We start from the raw sequence: 18,804 nt of genomic DNA on the forward strand, positions 1-18,804 counted from the left end.
CTTTTTTATTTTATATATTCGAGGACGGAAGAAAAGTGCATAGAAAAAGGGGGCGTATTGTACGCCCCTCATCTTACTTATCCTCTGTAATATATGCCCATTTATAGCTGTAGTCTCCACCAACTGGATGGTGAACAATACCTTTTACTTTCTGTCTTTGAACGATAGCATCACCACGTTGATATAATGGTGCAATTACAGCATCATCAAGTAACATTTTCTCAGCTTTTAGTAAGCTATCCCAACGTTCTTTCGTTTTCGTTAATAGCTCGCCTTTACCTTTTTCTACAATTTCATCATATTTTGGATTTGAATATCCAGTTTGGTTATGAGGACCATTTGTAACGAACATATCAATGAATGTCATTGGATCTAAGTAATCAGGGCCCCAACCAGCGTAAGATAAATCATAATCTAAATCTGATTCTAATTTTAACTTTTGCTTAAACGGTTGATTTTTCAAGTTCACTGTTAACCCTGGTAAGTTTTTCTCAAGTTCTCCTTTTAAGAACTCCCCTACTTTTTTCGCATTATCGCTATCGTAGTTTAATAGCTCAATCGTTACTTGCTCTTTTCCAAGTTCTTTTTTCGCTTTTTCCCAATGCTCTTTTGCTTTTTTCACATCTGTTTTTAAAATATCTCCGTTATCTTTACGGAAGTCTTTTCCATCTGGACTCTTCGCAAATTCTTTTGGTACTAAGTAATCTGCCGGTGTAGATCCGTCATTTAAAATAACGTTCGTTAAGCCTTTTTTATCATATGCCTTTGCAATCGCTAAACGTAAATCTTTGTTTTTTAATACTGTATCTTGCCCACCACGTTTTTGGTTTAAACGTAAGAAGAACGTTGATGGTGTTTTTTGTGTATAGAAGTCTGGATTTGATTTATATTTGTCAACCATTTCAGATGTAAGTCCCGCACGATCGATTTGTCCACTTTCATATAAGTTTACACGTGTACCGCTATCTTTTACTACGTTAAAGTTGATTTCATCTAACTTAACTGTTTTATTATCCCAATATTGTGCATTTTTCTTTAATTTCCATCCTTCTTCATGTTTCCAGTCTGTTAATGTAAATGGTCCGTTGTATAACGTTGTATCTGCTTCTAAACCAAATTTTTCACCTTTTTCTTTTACGAATTTTTCATTTAACGGATAGAATGTTCCGAATGAAGTTAATTCTACAAAGTAAGGAACTGGATTTTCTAATTCTACCTCTAATGTGTAATCATCTACAGCTTTTACACCTAACGTATCAAGTGGTGCTTTCCCATCATTAATTGCTTTTGCGTTCTTTAAATCAAACATAATGTATGCATATTCCGCTGCTGTATTTTTATCTACCACACGTTTCCAAGCAAACACGAAATCCTTCGCTGTTACAGGGTCTCCATTTGACCATTTTGCATTTTTATTTAATGTAAATGTATACTTTTTACCATCATCACTCTTTTTATATGATTCAGCAACCCCTGGAGCTGCCTTATTATCTTTATCAAGTCGATATAAACCTTCCATTACGTTGTTTAAAGCTAGAAACGATACTTGGTCTGTCGCTTTAGCAGAGTCCATAGATGGAATCTCTTGAGACTCTGTTAAATTAAGCACTTGCTTCGCCGCTAACTTTCCGCCTTCTTTTTCACCACTTTTCGGTGTTGTGCTTGCCTTCTCTTTATCTCCTGATCCAGAGCAAGCTGTTAATGCCATACTCATTACTAAAACTGGTGCTACGACCGCTGTCAATTTTTTCATCTTTTTTCTCTTCATTTTTTTGTACCCTCCCCAATTATATGTACGATATTAACATTTAGAAATTCTCTACTAACTTTCGTTATCAGAAAATTCTTATTAATTAATATTCTACTGTTTTTTTAGATTTTGTAAAGTATTTTTGTAAATTTCTAAATATTTATTTTTTTATTATAGTAACTTGCTGTTTTAACTACTATATGAATTATCCCCCGTCTACTATATGTAAACATCCCTTCCCTTATTCCAATCTATTACTACGTTCTATATTTTTCTTATTAGCATGAGGTCTCTTACTATCATTCATCTGTCTTACTACTTACTGACCTCTCTATTTTCCTCCGATAGAACCTTCCTAATTACCTACCCGATTCTCAATAGGCTAACGAGATTTATTCCCTTATGCATACTAAAAAGCATTTCAAAAGCAGCTCAGCCACTTTTGAAATGCTTTCACTTTATTTTTTTCCGCCATCCTCAGTTACATACGCCCACTTAAAGCTATATTCTGGACTGATGTTATGTTTCACAATTCCTTTTACATTCGGTTTCATTACGTACGATCTTCCTGTTTGATATAAAGGAACTAACCCTGCATCTTCTTCAAGGAATAACTTTTCAGCTTTTCCTAACGTTTCCCAGCGTTTTTTCGCATCACTCATTAATTCATTACCTGCTTTTCCTACCATTTCATCGTATTTTGGATTTGAATAACTCATTTGGTTGTACGGGCTCTTCGATTCAAACATATCAATAAATGTCATTGGATCCGCATAGTCTGGACTCCAACCTGCATAAGAAATTTCATAATCTTGCGCAGTTTCTAATTTTAATTTTTGTTTGAACGGCTGAATTTTTGTATTAATCGTTACACCTTTTAAATTTTTCTCAATTTGATCTTTTACATAGTCAGCAATCTTTTTCGCAGTTCCATCATCATAACTTAGCAATTCAATTGTAACTTGATCTTTTCCAAGTTCTTTTTTCGCTTCTTCCCACGCTGCTGCTCCTTTTTTCGGATTATATTTCAGACCATTTTTAAATGTATCTTGATAATCTTTACCATCTGGCCCTGTCGCAAGTCCTTTTGGAACCAATTGATCTGTTGCTTTTGATCCATTATTTAAAATTACATTTGCCAATCCTTTTTTATCAACTGATAATGCAATTGCTTCACGAAGTTTTTTGCTCTTTAAAGGCGTGTCTTGTCCGTTACGTTTTTGATTTAAACGTAAGAAGAATGTACTTGATTCCGCATACTCACCATATTCTTCTTTGTTCGATTTATATTTATCTACAAACTCTCCTGATAGTAATGTAAAATCAATTGATCCTGTATCATATAAGTTTACTTTCGTTGCAACCTCTTTTACTACACTATAGTTAATTTCTTCTAATTTCACAGTCTTTTTATCCCAGTACTTATCATTTTTCTTCAGCTGCCAACCTTGTTCATGTTTCCATGAAGACATAACGAATGGACCGTTATACACAGTTGTATCTGCTTCTAAACCGTACTTATCACCTTTTTCTTTTACGAATTTTTCATTTAATGGATAGTATGATGGGAATGCTAATAAATTTAAGAAATACGGTACCGGTTTTTCTAATTCTACTTCCAGCGTGTAATCATCTACCGCCTTCGCTCCTAATTCAGTTACAGGTTTTTCTCCTTTATTAATCGCTTCCGCATTTTTAATATAGTAAGCAATAAATGCATATTCTGCCGCAGTATTCTTATCAAGTAAGCGCTGCCATGCGAAAACGAAATCTTTCGCTGTTACAGGATCACCATTTGACCATTTTGCATCTTTTCGCAGCTTAAACGTATACTTTTTACCATCTTCACTTTTCGTACTAGACTCTGCCGCAGCAGGAATTGGCTTATTATCTTTATCAAGGCGATATAGGCCTTCCATCGTGTTCCCTAAAATTTGCGCACCTAATGTATCAGTAGATTTAGAAGTATCCATCGTCGGAATTTCTTGGTTTTCCGTACGATTTAATACTTGTTTCGCTGCATATTTAATATCAGATTTTTTTTCTTCCCCACTATTTGATGTAGTAGTCGTTTTCTTTTCCCCACCTGACCCAGAACATGCTGTCAATGCAACACTCATCGCTAAAACTGGTACTACAACTGCCGTTAACTTTTTCATCTTTTTTCTCTTCATTTTTGTACCCTCCCTAATTATATGTACATTACCAACCCTTGAGAGACCCCTTACTAAAGATTCGTTTTTCAGAAAATTACAACTAATGTTATTCTACTCTTTTTTTCGCATTTGTAAATAGTTTAATTTTAAATATTCTGACTTTTTATTCTAGTAGGATTTATCCCCCATCTACTATATGTACATACTATACACCTTATTCTCCTCTATTTAACCATACTAAAAATTAGTATTTTAAGCTCACAAAAAAAGCATTTCAAAGTAGCTAAGCTACTTTGAAATGCTTTTTTAACTCTATTATTTTTCAGTTACATATGCCCATTTAAAGCTAAATTCTGGACTGATATTATGTTTTACTACTCCCTTTACATTTGGTTGTAAAACATAAGAATCTCCACGTTGATATAAAGGTACAATCGCTACATCTTCTTCAAGTAATGTTTTTTCAGCTTTTCCTAACTCTTCCCAACGTTTTTTCGCATCGCTCATTAATTCCGTTCCAGCTTTTTTCACCATGCCATCATATTTAGGGTCAGAGAAGCTCATTTGGTTATGAGAATGTCCAGTCTCAAACATATCTAAGAACGTCATTGGATCTGCATAATCCGGATTCCATCCGCCATACGAAATATCATATTGTTGTTCAGTTTCTAATTTTAGTTTTTGCTTAAATGGTTGAAGTTTAATATTAACTGTTACACCTTTTAGGTTTTTCTCAATCTGATCTTTAATATATTCGCCAACTTTTTTCGCATTACCAGTATCGTAGTTTAAGAATTCAATCGTAACTTGATCTTTTCCAAGTTCTTTTTTCGCTTCTTCCCAAGCTGCAGCAGCTTTTTTAGGATTTGGTTTCAAACCGTTTTTAAATGTTTCTTGGAAATCTTTACCGTCCGGTCCAGTTGCTAACCCTTTTGGTACTAAGAAGTCAGCTTCTTTTGATCCATCATTTAAAATTACATTTGCTAAATTCTTTTTATCAATTGATAGCGCAATTGCTTCACGTAATTTTTTGCTCTTTAATGGCGTGTCTTGTCCATCACGTTTTTGGTTCATACGAATGAAATACGTACTCACTTGTGAATATGTGCCAAATTCATCTTTCTTGCTTCTATATTTATCAACGAACTCTCCATTTAATAAAGCAAAGTCAACTTGACCGCTATCATATAGATTGACTAAAGTCGCAGCCTCTTTAACAACACTAAAGTTAACTTCTTCCAGTTTCACAGTCTTTTTATCCCAATATTGATCATTTTTCTTTAATTGCCATCCTTGTTCATGCTTCCAATCTTTAAGAACGAACGGTCCGTTATAGACAGTTGTATCAGACTCTAAACCGAACTTCTCGCCCTTTTCTTTTACGAACTTTTCATTTAATGGATAATATGATGGGAATGCTACTAAGTTTAAGAAGTACGGTACTGCTTGCTCTAACTCAACTTCAAGCGTAAGATCATCTACTGCTTTTACTCCTAATTCAGTTACAGGTTTTTCTCCTTTATTTACTACTTCTGCATTTTTAATCGGGAATGCGATAAATGCATACTCAGCAGCTGTTTTTGGATCTAATAGACGTTGCCAAGCGTATACGAAATCTTTCGCAGTTACTGGATCTCCATTTGACCATTTTGCATCTTTGCGTAGTTTGAACGTATATTTTTTACCATCTTCACTTTTCGTGCTAGATTCTGCTGCTGCTGGAATCGGCTTATTATCTTTATCAAGACGATATAACCCTTCCATCGTATTACCTAGCATTTGTGAAGATACTGTATCAGTTGATTTTGAAGAGTCCATCGTCGGAATCTCTTGTGTTACTGTTCGATTTAACACTTGTTTTGCTGCTAATTTTTCCCCTGATTTACTATCTCCACTAGAGCTAGAATTTGTGCTTGTCTTCTTATCTCCACCTGATGTAGAACATGCTGTTAACGCCATGCTCATTGCTAAAACCGGTGCTACAACTGCTGTTAGTTTTTTCATTTGTTTCTTTTTCATTTTGTACCCTCCCTAATTCTTAACGATAGCTATTAAAGAATTTTCTGATAATTCTGTTTTTCTCTATATATTTATCAGACGATTCTTACTAATTCTTATTCTACTAATTTTTTAATTTTTGTAAAGTATTATTATTGAAAATTTTTAAAAAATTATTTTTTTACAGTAATATTCATAAAAATTCCATATTTTGTTCAAACCTTATTTCGCATTCATACACATTCGTTGTTTTAATCACTTTCATCTCATTTACCACTTGAATACTTGTTAATTATTGCTAATAAATAATGCATATATCTAAAAACATCTTTTCTACAAAAATAAAAAAGTCAGCAAAGCTGACTTTTTACCCGACCATTTTCTCTCTTTTCATTTCCTCTACTACTCTCGTATACTTCTCATCATCAAATTCATTTTCACTTTTCGCAACAACTACAGTTGCAATACCGTTACCAATTAAATTAACGATAGCACGTGCTTCTGACATGAAACGATCTACACCAAGTAATAACGCTAAACCTTCTAATGGGATAACATTCATTGCAGATAGAGTAGATGCTAGTACAATGAATCCCCCGCCGGTTACTGCTGCTGCTCCTTTAGATGTAACTAACAAAATAGCTATTATAGTTAATTGTTGACCTAGTGAAAGATCGACGTGAAAAACTTGCGCTAAAAATATAGTTGCCATTGATAAATAAATCGTTGTTCCATCTAAGTTAAAAGAGTAACCTGTTGGAATGACTAAACCTACTACCGGCTTCGAACACCCGAAGTCTTCCATCTTTGTCATCATCCGCGGCAGTACTGATTCTGACGATGATGTCCCGAGAACAATAAGTAATTCTTCTTTAATATGCGCTAAATATTTCCACAAACTAAATTTGTACAGTTTACAAATAAAATTTAAAACAATAAAAACAAATAATGCCATTGTCGCATATACACAAATCATTAATTTACCAAGTGGTATGAGCGTGCTTAAACCATACTTCCCAATTGTAAATGCCATCCCACCGAATGCTCCAACCGGTGCTAATTTCATTACAATTGATAAAATGTTAAAAAATACTTTCGATAATCTTTCAAAAAAGTCAATAACCGGTTGTCCATTTTTCCCTAACATCGTTAACCCTGCGCCGAATAAAATGGAGAAGAACAGAACTTGTAAAATATCACCTTTGGAAAATGCTTCAAACATGTTAGACGGCACGATATGTAAAAAGAAATCCATCCATTTCATTTCTTGTCCGCTTTGAACATATTGTGAAACATCTCCGCCCTTTAGTTTTGAGGGATCTAATCCATCTCCTGGACGTACAACATTCGCTACGATGATACCAATAATTAAAGCCGCTGTTGTAACAATTTCAAAATATAATAGTGCCTTCCCACCAACACGGCCTACCTTTTTCATACTTCCCATACTTGCAATACCTAGCACAATTGTTAAAAAGATAATCGGTACAATAACCATTTTAATCATATTGATGAATGTTTCACCAATTGGCTTCATTTGTTGTCCAACACTCGGCCAAATTGCCCCTACTGCAATACCACAAATAATAGCCACAATAACTTGGAATGTTAAATTCTTTACGATTCTCATTTTTGATACTCCCCTGTATTTTCATTTCTCCCATACTATTTCAATAATTGCTAATGATATATTCTATGTAATAGCCCCCCTGTTATTTAACTTAAACTATAATTTATGTTACACTATTATCTTAAATTTGAAAATAGTATATAACATTTAAGGATAAAATACATACTATTTAACATAATAAAAAAGCAGACATTACATCTGCTTTAATTCTCCTCAATCTGTTTTTCACTTAATCCTAGATGTGTTCTAAGAGTATTACTCAAACTCTGTAGATCTTTTTTATTAGGATTATAATAATATACACGTTGCCCGTTTGGGCCATTAGGTAAGTATAAATCATCACCAGCTAATTGTATTTTTTCAACTGAACCGTTTAAACCGTATTTATAAAAAGATAAAATATCATCCATTACTAAATTTGTTTTAAAATCACCATCAACCGCCTCAACTATTTTTTCTAGCTTCGTAACCGATCCTACACTTTTTAATTTACTTAAAATCGCTTCAATAACCAGTTGTTGGCGCTGTCCTCTCATTGCATCACTATCAATATGGCGCGTTCTTGCTAGTGCAAGTGCTTCTTCCCCATTTAATTTTTGTAATCCTTTTTTCAAATGAATCGCATCAGGTTCATCTTTACTATTTTGCTCCGTAAATTCAACTGGGACATCCACTTCAATACCATCTAACCCATCAACAATTTTAGTAAAGGAACCAAAATTAAATTTCACAAAGTAATCAACAGGCACCTGTAACAATTTCTCTACCGCTTCCACAGAAGCTTGCGGTCCTCCATCTTTACCATTTTTAACGAAACCACTTCCATATGCATGGGTTATTTTATCTTTTTTCTTTTCAACTGGAACATATGTATATGTATCACGCGGTATGCTCGTTAATTTCACTGTTTTATCGTCTTTATTAAAAGTCGCTAACAATAATGCATCTGTATGAAATGCACCATTATATTCCTTTTGTCGTTCTTGATTTTCATCAATTCCCATAATTAAAAGTGAAACATGATTTGCAATTGGCTTTACAGATTTCTCACGTAAATTAGATTTTTCACCTCGTGCTAAATTCAAATTAGATTTTTGTACAAGACTAGAAGTTTTCATATATACATAGGCTCCATAGCCAATTCCACCAAATAGTAATACCGCCAGTAGTAAACTTATTATCTTTTTCTTTTTATATTTTTGCTTATTTTTCTCTTCTCTTAAAAATGAATGATTCCCCATTTACTCTCCTCCTGTTTCTATTCATCCAATATGTTTTTCATTTTTTCATATTTAGCGCTATCCTTTTGAAACATACTTTCTTTCAATCCCTTATCTATTTGTATCCATTCAGTCGTAACTGAATATTGAATCAAGCCTTCTTGAAAACTAAGAAATTTCAACATAATCCCTGTATTTTTCTCCACAACCATTTCGAATTTCCCTCTTAAATCTTCAGAGGTGCTAACAGGCATCTCTATGTTTATAACTCCTTCAATTTTGTAGCAATCTAATCCAAGATATTTCGTTTCTTTATAATTCCAATCTTTATATCGAATTAATAAATCTGCGAATTCTGATTGAATACTATATTTAGCTAGCCCTACATATTCATCATCATATCTCTTTTTCTCATCTGATTTTCTCACTAACCTTTCCGTAGGATTTAATTTTAATAGTTCATTGTTTCTTTCTTTCGGGTTCCATTTTGTCTCTTTATAGGTATACTTCTCATCATCAAACTCTTTTTTCTTGCCCTCGTTATATATAATTGTTCGTTTTTTGGCTAGTTTATCTTCTTTCGAAGAGATACCTCTTTGTTTCTCCGTATCAATCGCATACTTATATGTTGTAGCAATTCTTGATGAGCTAGAATATTCCTCAAATTGTCCTGAAATATTTTTAAAATAATCAATAGAATCTAGCATTTTTTGATGAATCTTTTCTTTATCTGGATAATGTACATTCGATTTTATTTCTTCTTCATTTTCATAATCAGAAAACGTTTTTTTCTTTACATATTCAAATACTCCACCATTTTGCGCAAAACTTTGTATAGAAAACTCAGACATAGATACCACTGAAAGTATACAAACCGCTGCACTAATTATCATCATATGAATTTTGTAACTCTTCTTTTTTACCTTAAGATTATGTAGCGTGCCATTAATCTTTTCATTTAACTCTGGAGGTACTATAACAGTTTCATCTTTTATTCTCTTTTTTAATTTCTCATCAAATAATTTTTCATTATCCATCCTTTACACCCCCTATTCCATCTTTAATCGTTTTTGTAGTTGTTCCCTCGCACGTGATAATCTTGATTTCACTGTTCCTTTCGGTATTTCTAACAGCTTTGCTATACTCTCTTGATTCATGTCTTCATAGTAATAAAGCACCGTAACAGCTCTTAATTCTTCATGTAACGATTGAATCGCATTACACAAATCTATATCTTCATACTGATCACACGCACTCATAATATAATCATTCTCTTCTGTCACAATTACATTTTTATACGCTCTAATAATATTGTTACACTCATTTATTAGTATTCGAATTAACCAAGTTTGAAAAAATTCTTCTTTTTTTAATTTTTTTATATTTTCATAGGCTTTTAAAATTGTTGTCTGTATCGCATCCTCTATATTTGTCTCATCACGTAACATCGCCTTTGCTATTCGATACATCTTCGCTTTTTCTGTATGTATAAGCGCTATAAAGGCTTCATGATCACCTTTTTTCGCTAAAGAAACATCCGTTTCTTCTTTTACAATCATTTTATATAAAGGGATTACTTTCACAATTGCTCCTCCTGTTTCATCCTCACTTCATCACTTCCAATTTAACTTTACATATATTAGACGTATGAACCTAGAAAAAGGTTCACTTTTTTGAATATTTTTGTAACTAAAAAGATAAATATCCTTTATAAGGATGCAATAAACATAATAGTTTAAATTTACAAATAAAAAAAGCCCACTTTCTCAGTGGACTTTCTACTCTATAACGGTAAATCCCTCTTCCTAAATACTACAATCGCTACGATAAAAATACAAAGCGCTACAGTAGTTAAACCTATACTTACCGGCCATATATTATATGATCCTTCAGCAATTTCTTTCGGACGAAACAGCGTGAATAATGATAGGTTTTTCATCCATTCTAACTTATCACTTAACTTCCCTACCATATCCAATACGAAAAATAAGATAGTTAAACTCGCTGAATAACTTAGTGCTTTTCTTTCGTCATTACATATACAAGAAAAGAAAAATGAATACGCACTAATGACTAAAAATATGAGCCCTCCGACTACATTTATCTTCAAAAATAATTCTTTATTTAAGTTATTATCTTGTAAAAACCATTCTGCACCTACTAACCCAGCTACATACGTAACAGATACAATAATTAGAAGTCCCAATATGAGAACAGCAGCTTGTGTAATCGCAATTTGCACTCTAGATACAGGTGTTGCTAGCAAGTATGCCATTGCGCCTTTATCTACATGACGAGCAATTAAATGTGTCGCAACTGTTACGCAAAAAATTGTTAAAATGATAATAAATAATAGACTATAGTATTCGCCCGCTAGAAAATCCATTACGTTTTGAATCGGACTTTCCATACCAACGATTTTTTTCACGCTATCAGGCATGGCAGCTATTAATTCATTTAGCCCTTTCGCTGATACCATTGACGGGAATATCCAAATTAATAACCACAGATATAAAGCTGCACCAGACGCATAACTCAAAATATTTTTTTGTGTTTCTTTCAAACTAGCTAAAAATAATTGCTTATTCATGCATTACCCCTTCTTTCTTATCGTAATAATGCATAAATAAATGTTCTAAATCCATCGCTCTCGTTTGAAGTGCCGTTACATTATAGTTTGAAAGTGTTTGTAAAACAGTTTGATAGTTTCCTTGTACAATGATAGATGCCTCTCTGCCTTTTACCGCTTCAAATTGCAAATTACACTTTGTAAGGGACTCAATCTCTTCTTGTGATGATACTGTTACATCTATCACCTGTCTTCTCATACTTTGTAAATCGTGAATATTTTCAACCGTTACGAGTCGACCATCTTTAATAATAGCTACTCTATCACAAGTTCTCTCAATTTCAGTAAAAATATGTGATGACATTAGGATTGTTTTTCCTCTTTGCTTTTCCTCTAATATTAAATCTATAAATACTTGCTGCATAAGTGGATCAAGTCCAGATGTTGGTTCATCTAAAATTAACACCTCTGGATCGTGCATAAATGCAGCGACTATCCCTACTTTTTGCTTCATTCCTTTAGACATTTTGCGAATCGGTGTTTTCACATCAAATTGCAGACGCTCTATCAGTTCATCTCGTCTTTTCGTATCCTTTAATCCTCGCATTCCTTGCATTAATTTTAAAAACTCTAATCCGTTCATTCCTTCAATAAAAGAAATTTCACCCGGTAAGTAACCAACTTCCCTTTGAATTTTCGCCGCTTCATTCCAACAATCTAATCCAAAAATTGTCGCTTTACCAGTTGTCGGTTTTATAAATCCCATTAAATTACGAATCGTCGTTGATTTCCCGGCACCATTCGGTCCTAAATAACCAAATACTTCTCCCTCTTTTACATCAAATGTAATATGAAACAAACCTTTTCCGTTCGAAAACTGTTTTGTGACATCTTGAACTGAAATCATAATTCCACCTCATTTTTTGAAATATTTAATGTGTGATATTTCAAAATTATTGTACTCCTCATCTTCCATATTCGCAACAACTTTTTGAAATATTTATTAGTCCATATTTCAAAATTATTGTTTTCCATTATTTTTTCTTGTATATTTTAAGTGAGGTGATTGCATTGAACGGCTTTGAAAGAGTAAAAGAAAAGAAAAAGCGTGCCATTAAAGAAGCAGCATTCGTATTATTTTCAGAACGTGGATTTAATGAAGTGAAAATAGAACATATCGCAAAAGAAGCAAACGTTTCTCAAGTTACAATTTATAATCATTTCGGAAGTAAAGATGCGTTATTTAGGGAGCTTATACAAGAATTTATCATATCTGAATTTCAATATTATAAAGAGCTTGCAGAAGAAAAATTACCTTTTCATGATATGATGCAAAAAATGATTGTAAGAAAAATGAATACTGGCGGATTATTTCAACCTGATATGTTACTACAAATGATGCAAAGGGACGAAGAACTCCGTAAGTTTATTTATAGTTATCAAAATGAAAAAATCCTACCCTGGTATTTAGAAATATTAGAACGAGCTCAGCGCAAAAACGAAATTAATCCACACCTTACTAAAGAAATGATGTTACTTTACATTCAAATGTTTACAAAATTAGGTGATGAATTTGGAGCACAACTTCTTGAAGGAGATCGGGAAAAACATATAAAAGATATCGTTACGATGTTCTTCTATGGTCTTTCTGTTCCACAAAAATAAAAAAGACACGAATTTCGTGTCTTTTTTATTTTATAGAAATGACTCTACCCTTTTCACTACTTTCAATCGCTAATTGAATCAGTTTAATAACATCTAAACCTTCTTTTGCTGTTACAGGTAGTTCCTCACCATTTAATATACTATCTCGTACACCTTTATAATAATTGTCATAACAACCGACTTCTGTTGGAATACGCTCTAAGCTTTCTTCTGTTTCTAAAGTAGCAAAATCCTCTTCATCGTCTACTCCATAACCGTTATCACCTGGCTTCATTCCATTTTTTAATTGCTCTTCCTGCGAATCCATACCGTACTTCACGATAGAACCTTTCTCTCCATGCACTATAAAATGCGGTCCAGCTTTTTTCACATAACTGCTACTACGTAAAATGACACGTTTAACTCCGTAATGAAGTACTATGTGGAAATAATCATCCACCTCTGCACCTGGTCGTTGTTTTATTACATCTGCACTTATCGCATCTGGTTTCCCGAATATTGATAACGCTTGGTCAATTAAATGCGATCCTAAATCGTATAATATACCGGATCCTGGTAGATTTTTTTCTCTCCATCGATCACGTACATGTGGACGGAAACGATCAAAATTCGATTCATATGCGTATACATTCCCTACTCTGTTTTCTCCTAACAATTTCTTAATTGTTAAGAAATCATTATCAAAACGACGATTATGATATACGCTTAACATTACATTATGCTGCTCTGCTAATGAAATAAGCTCTTCTCCTTCTTCAATTGAGACAACAAATGGTTTTTCTACAACAACATGCTTACCTTTTAAAATTGCTTCTTTTACATATGGAAAATGAGTTGTATTAGGTGATGTAATAACAACTAAGTCAACATCAGCTCGCTTCACCAATTCATCAATTGTACTAACAACATTAGCGTTTGGTAATGTTTCTTTTACTACCTCTTCTTTTGAGGATAATACAGCACGAATATCATATTCTTCTATTGTTTGTAATAGTGGGATATGAAATGTCGTACTAGAAAAACCATATCCTACAATCCCTACACCTATTTTTTTCATGTTGCCCCTCCATTTGTCCCGCTTTAACGGGCAGTAAGATTCCTAACTCAAAATTCAGTGAAAGCTAAGGCATTAGGTGAGGAATCAACTGCTTGTTAAAGCCCGATTGGTTCAACTAATAATCAGTGAGGATGAAGAAACTCCCCATTGATTAAAGTTTCACTTTATGAGAACGATTTCATTCAGTTATTATAACAAGATTATTATTATTTACATAATAAATTGCCTAGAAAAAAGCATCTTGCTACTATTCATAGCAAGATGCCCTCTTTATTCTGGTCTTTTCTTCGTCCACGTTTCTACTACTTCACCAGTATCATTAACATCTAGCACAAGGCTACCATTACTATACCGGTCTTTATTTCGATACGCTTTCGGATCAATCTCTTCTACAATGTTTTTCTCTGTCTTCATGTAAACTAATTCATCGTCCCGAACAATTTCAATACCGACAATGCGGTACGGATTACGTTTTAATTCTTTGAAAATAACAAGACCGCGTTTCGCCCTCGTTGACTTTTCAATTTCTGATGCTTTTAGACGTTTTACAGCACCGCGCTGTGTTACGAGAATAAGTTGATCTTTGTCACCATTTAACGGTTTACCAGAAGCGACATAGTCATCTTCTTTTAAATTAATTGCTTTAACACCAGCAGCTCTTACACCGACTGGACTTACTTCATCTTCATGGAAAATAAGTGCATATGCACCGTGTGTAGCAAGAACAATATCACTCGTTCCATCTGTCGCAAATATATCGACAACTTCATCATCTTTTTTCAAGTTTACAGCAACGAATGCCCTTGAATAACGCTGAACTTTATATTGATTTAATTCTGTTTTCTTTATCATACCATTTCGTGTTACAAATACGATAAATCGTTTTTCTTCCTCAAAGTTCGGTACAACCGTTGCCCAAATGATTGTTTCATCCCGGTCGAGTGAAACGATATTAGCAACGTGCTGACCTAAATCTTTCCAACGAATATCTGGCATTTCGTATACTGGCAGATATATATAGTTTCCTTTATTCGTAAATAAGAGGACTGTCTCTGTCGTATTCGTATCGAATCGTTCAAGTAAGATGTCACCCTCTTTCATACCGAAGTCTTTGCCGTTTGAGGCATTATGTGAGCGCCATCCAGTACGTTTCACATATCCTTCTTTCGTTACAGTAACGATGACATCTTCTTGTGGGATCATCACTTCTACATCGATTTTAATTTCCTCGATTTGATCTTCAATAATCGCGCGTCGATCATCACTATATGTTTTCTTAACTCTCTTTAAATCTGTTTTAATTACTTGAAGTAATTTTTTTTCACTTTGTAAAATTGCCTGTAGCTCAATAATTTTCTTATTAAGCTCATCTGCTTCTTCTTGTAACGCCGTAATGTCTGTATTCGTTAAGCGATATAATTGCAAGGAAACAATTGCTTCTGCTTGTGCTTCTGTAAAGCCAAATTTTGCACTTAAATTATCTTTCGCGTTACGTTTATCTTTTGAAGCTCGAATTGTCTCAATTACTTGGTCTAAAATCGATAATGCTTTCTTTAAACCTTCTACAATATGTTGACGATTTTCTGCTTTTCTTAATTCATATTGCGAACGTCTCGTAATAACCTCTTTTTGATGTCCAATATAAGCATCTAAAATTTTCGGTAATGTCATAAGTGTTGGACGACGATTATTGATCGCTACCATATTAAAGTTATATGGAATTTGCAAATCTGTATTTTTATATAAATAATTTAAAATACCTTCGGAGTTTGCTTCTTTCTTTAATTCAACAACAATTCGTAAACCAGTACGATCTGTCTCATCACGCACTTCAGCAATACCATCTAACTTTTTATCTAGACGTAATTCATCCATTTTCTTTACAAGGTTTGCCTTATTCACTTCGTAAGGAATTTCAGTGATTACAATTTGTTGTTTCCCACCGCGCACTGTTTCAACTTCTGCTTTTCCGCGAATAATAATTTTACCTTTACCTGTTTCATACGCCTTTTTAATACCATCAATCCCCTGAATAATACCGCCTGTTGGGAAATCTGGTCCTTTCATAACTGTTAATAAATCGTCAACAGTACTATTTGGCTTATCGATACGCATCATTGTAGCATCAATAACTTCTCCAAGATGATGCGGAGGAATTTCTGTTGCATAACCAGCGGAAATCCCTGTAGATCCGTTCACTAATAAATTCGGGAACGCTGCTGGTAATACAACTGGTTCTTCACTCGTATCATCAAAGTTTGACACGAATTCAACTGTTTCTTTATCAAGATCACGTAATAATTCAGATGCGATTGGTGATAAACGAGCTTCCGTATAACGCATCGCTGCCGCTGGGTCCCCATCAACACTACCGTTATTACCATGCATTTCAACTAAAACATTACGTACTTTCCAAGTTTGGCTTAAGCGTACCATTGCTTCATATACAGAGGAATCTCCATGTGGATGATAATTACCGATAACATTACCTACTGTTTTAGCTGATTTACGAAACGCTTTATCATGTACATTACCTTCTACATACATAGAATATAAAATACGTCTTTGTACTGGCTTTAAGCCATCACGTGCATCTGGAAGTGCACGATCTTGAATAATATATTTACTATAACGTGCAAAGCGATCACCTAACACGTCTTCAAGCGGGAGGTCATGAAACTTCTCTGCTTGCATGTTATTCCACCTCCGTCTCCATAATCATTTCATTTTCTAAAATATTTCCTTCTTCTTGCATACCAAACTGTACATTACGTTCAATCCATTTACGGCGCGGTTCTACTTTATCGCCCATTAATGTTGTAACGCGACGCTCTGCTCTTGCTGCATCATCAATTTTCACGCGAATTAATGTACGCGTTTCAGGATTCATTGTTGTTTCCCATAATTGATCCGCATTCATTTCACCAAGTCCTTTATAACGTTGTAACATATAGCCTTTTCCAACTTTTTTCGTTACACCGTCTAATTCCTCATCTGACCAAGCGTATTCAATTACCTCACTCTTACCTTTTCCTTTACTTACTTTGTATAAAGGAGGAAGTGCGATAAATACTTTACCAGCTTCGATAAGTGGCTTCATATATCTGTAGAAGAACGTTAATAACAATACTTGAATATGAGCCCCATCCGTATCGGCATCGGTCATAATTACAACTTTATCGTAGTTAATATCTTCAACATCAAATTCATTTCCTACACCGCCGCCAATCGCATAAATGATTGTATTAATCTCTTCATTTTTAAAGATATCAGCAAGCTTTGCTTTTTCTGTATTAATTACTTTACCACGTAACGGTAATACGGCCTGGAAACGTCGGTCTCGTCCTTGTTTCGCAGAACCACCGGCAGAGTCACCCTCTACTAGGTACAGTTCATTTTTTTGCGGGTTACGTGATTGTGCAGGTGTTAATTTCCCGCTTAACGTACCTTCTGATTTTTTCTTTTTCTTACCACTACGCGCTTCTTCTCTTGCTTTACGGGCTGCTTCACGGGCTTGTGCTGCTTTAATTGCTTTTCTCACAAGAAGTGTAGCTACATCAGGGTTTTCTTCTAAAAAGTATGCTAAATGCTCAGATACAATGGCATCAATTGAAGAACGCGCTTCACTTGTACCTAGTTTCCCCTTCGTTTGCCCTTCAAACTGAAGCACTTCTTCTGGTACACGTACCGAAACGATAGCCGCTACACCTTCACGAATATCTGTACCTTCTAAGTTTTTATCTTTTTCTTTTAATAGTGCTACTTTACGAGCATACTCGTTAAACACACGCGTCATCGCTGTTTTAAATCCAGCTTCGTGTGTTCCACCATCTTTTGTACGTACGTTATTTACAAACGAAAGAATATTTTCTGAGTAACCATCATTAAACTGGAATGCTAGTTCTGCTTCAATCCCGTTTTGTTCACCAGTGAAATATACAACCGGGTGAATTGAATCTTTTTCTTCGTTTAAATATGAAACGAAAGCTTCGATTCCTGTTTCATAATGAAATATATCTTCTAAATCATTACGTTCGTCTTTTATCGAGATTTTCATTCCTTTTAATAAGAATGCAGATTCACGTAATCTCTCACATAATGTTTCATAATTGTAATTTGTCGTGCTGAAAATCGTTGTATCTGGTTTGAAATGCATCGTAGTACCAGACTCTTTCGTCTTCCCGATTTTCTCAAGCGTCGTTACAGGAACACCGCCATTTTCAAAGCGTTGTTCGTAAATATTTCCGTCACGCTTAATCGTTACGACTAACCATTCTGATAAGGCATTTACAACCGATGCCCCAACACCGTGCAAACCACCACTCGTTTTGTAACCACCTTGACCAAACTTACCACCTGCATGAAGTACAGTTAAAATAACTTCAGGTGTAGGTTTCCCAAGTTTATGCATTCCCGTAGGCATTCCTCGCCCTTTATCTATAACGCTAATACTATTATCTTTATGTATTACGACTGAAATTTCGTCGCCAAATCCCGCTAACGCTTCGTCAACGGAGTTATCTACTATTTCATATACTAAATGATGCAATCCACGGCTATCCGTACTCCCGATATACATACCCGGGCGTTTTCGAACGGCTTCAAGTCCTTCTAACACTTGAATCGCATCTTCATTATATTGGAACTGATGCTTCGCCAAACTCCTTGCCCCTTTCCTAATCCAAAATCAGAACATATGTTTCTATTATAGAATAACGCCTCGACTATAGTTTTGGCAAGTTATCTTATCTCTTTTATA

The 18,804-nt window shown here is 34.3% G+C and carries 13 protein-coding genes; 1 reads left to right on the plus strand and 12 read right to left on the minus strand.

All coding sequences use genetic code 11. From position 1 onward, the window contains the following. Nucleotides 1–73: 73 nt before the first annotated feature. The 9 genes from NST90_RS16730 to NST90_RS16770 form a co-directional block, all read right to left on the minus strand. On the minus strand, nucleotides 74–1,768 hold the full coding sequence (locus NST90_RS16730; RefSeq protein WP_283748132.1) for a peptide ABC transporter substrate-binding protein: 1,695 nt from the start codon (nucleotides 1,766–1,768) through the stop codon (nucleotides 74–76). Nucleotides 1,769–2,208: 440 nt separating this feature from the next. Then, on the minus strand, nucleotides 2,209–3,924 hold the full coding sequence (locus NST90_RS16735) for a peptide ABC transporter substrate-binding protein (protein WP_000823467.1): 1,716 nt from the start codon (nucleotides 3,922–3,924) through the stop codon (nucleotides 2,209–2,211). 297 nt (nucleotides 3,925–4,221) lie between these two features. Next, a complete protein-coding gene (locus tag NST90_RS16740) occupies nucleotides 4,222–5,925 on the minus strand; it encodes a peptide ABC transporter substrate-binding protein (RefSeq protein ID WP_000730167.1) in 1,704 nt (567 codons plus the stop codon). Between the two features lie 346 nt (nucleotides 5,926–6,271). After that, nucleotides 6,272–7,534, minus strand: coding sequence for a dicarboxylate/amino acid:cation symporter (locus NST90_RS16745; protein ID WP_283748131.1), 1,263 nt, complete (start codon nucleotides 7,532–7,534; stop codon nucleotides 6,272–6,274). Between the two features lie 203 nt (nucleotides 7,535–7,737). Beyond that, entirely contained in the window at nucleotides 7,738–8,775 is a 1,038-nt protein-coding gene (locus tag NST90_RS16750; RefSeq protein WP_000526716.1) for an LCP family protein, read from the minus strand. 17 nt (nucleotides 8,776–8,792) lie between these two features. Next, on the minus strand, nucleotides 8,793–9,791 hold the full coding sequence (locus NST90_RS16755) for a hypothetical protein (RefSeq protein WP_044306930.1): 999 nt from the start codon (nucleotides 9,789–9,791) through the stop codon (nucleotides 8,793–8,795). 12 nt (nucleotides 9,792–9,803) lie between these two features. Next, a complete protein-coding gene (locus NST90_RS16760; RefSeq protein WP_000864730.1) occupies nucleotides 9,804–10,337 on the minus strand; it encodes a sigma-70 family RNA polymerase sigma factor in 534 nt (177 codons plus the stop codon). A 200-nt stretch (nucleotides 10,338–10,537) separates the two neighbouring features. Beyond that, nucleotides 10,538–11,344: an ABC transporter permease subunit gene (locus NST90_RS16765; RefSeq protein WP_001041419.1), complete on the minus strand. Its 807-nt coding sequence runs from the start codon at nucleotides 11,342–11,344 to the stop codon at nucleotides 10,538–10,540. Continuing rightward, a complete protein-coding gene (locus tag NST90_RS16770) occupies nucleotides 11,337–12,230 on the minus strand; it encodes an ABC transporter ATP-binding protein (protein ID WP_283748130.1) in 894 nt (297 codons plus the stop codon). The genes NST90_RS16765 and NST90_RS16770 overlap by 8 nt, the downstream gene beginning before the upstream one ends. 155 nt (nucleotides 12,231–12,385) lie before the next feature. Between NST90_RS16770 and NST90_RS16775 the strand changes: the two genes are divergently transcribed. Further along, nucleotides 12,386–12,988 (plus strand): TetR/AcrR family transcriptional regulator, encoded by a 603-nt coding sequence (locus tag NST90_RS16775; RefSeq protein ID WP_002024578.1) that lies wholly within the window; start codon nucleotides 12,386–12,388, stop codon nucleotides 12,986–12,988. Between the two features lie 25 nt (nucleotides 12,989–13,013). Here the strand turns inward: NST90_RS16775 and NST90_RS16780 are convergent, their stop codons facing one another. The 3 genes from NST90_RS16780 to parE form a co-directional block, all read right to left on the minus strand. Next, on the minus strand, nucleotides 13,014–14,045 hold the full coding sequence (locus NST90_RS16780) for an oxidoreductase (protein ID WP_000719782.1): 1,032 nt from the start codon (nucleotides 14,043–14,045) through the stop codon (nucleotides 13,014–13,016). A 270-nt stretch (nucleotides 14,046–14,315) separates the two neighbouring features. Beyond that, complete coding sequence (parC, locus tag NST90_RS16785) at nucleotides 14,316–16,739, minus strand: DNA topoisomerase IV subunit A (protein ID WP_001147468.1); 2,424 nt, start codon at nucleotides 16,737–16,739, stop codon at nucleotides 14,316–14,318. A gap of 1 nt (nucleotide 16,740) precedes the next feature. After that, nucleotides 16,741–18,705, minus strand: a complete 1,965-nt coding sequence (parE, locus tag NST90_RS16790) for a DNA topoisomerase IV subunit B (protein ID WP_001062199.1) — start codon at nucleotides 18,703–18,705, stop codon at nucleotides 16,741–16,743. Nucleotides 18,706–18,804 lie beyond the last annotated feature (99 nt).

The organism is Bacillus sp. FSL E2-8900 (assembly GCF_037966225.1).
GTDB classification, from domain to species: domain Bacteria; phylum Bacillota; class Bacilli; order Bacillales; family Bacillaceae_G; genus Bacillus_A; species Bacillus_A cereus.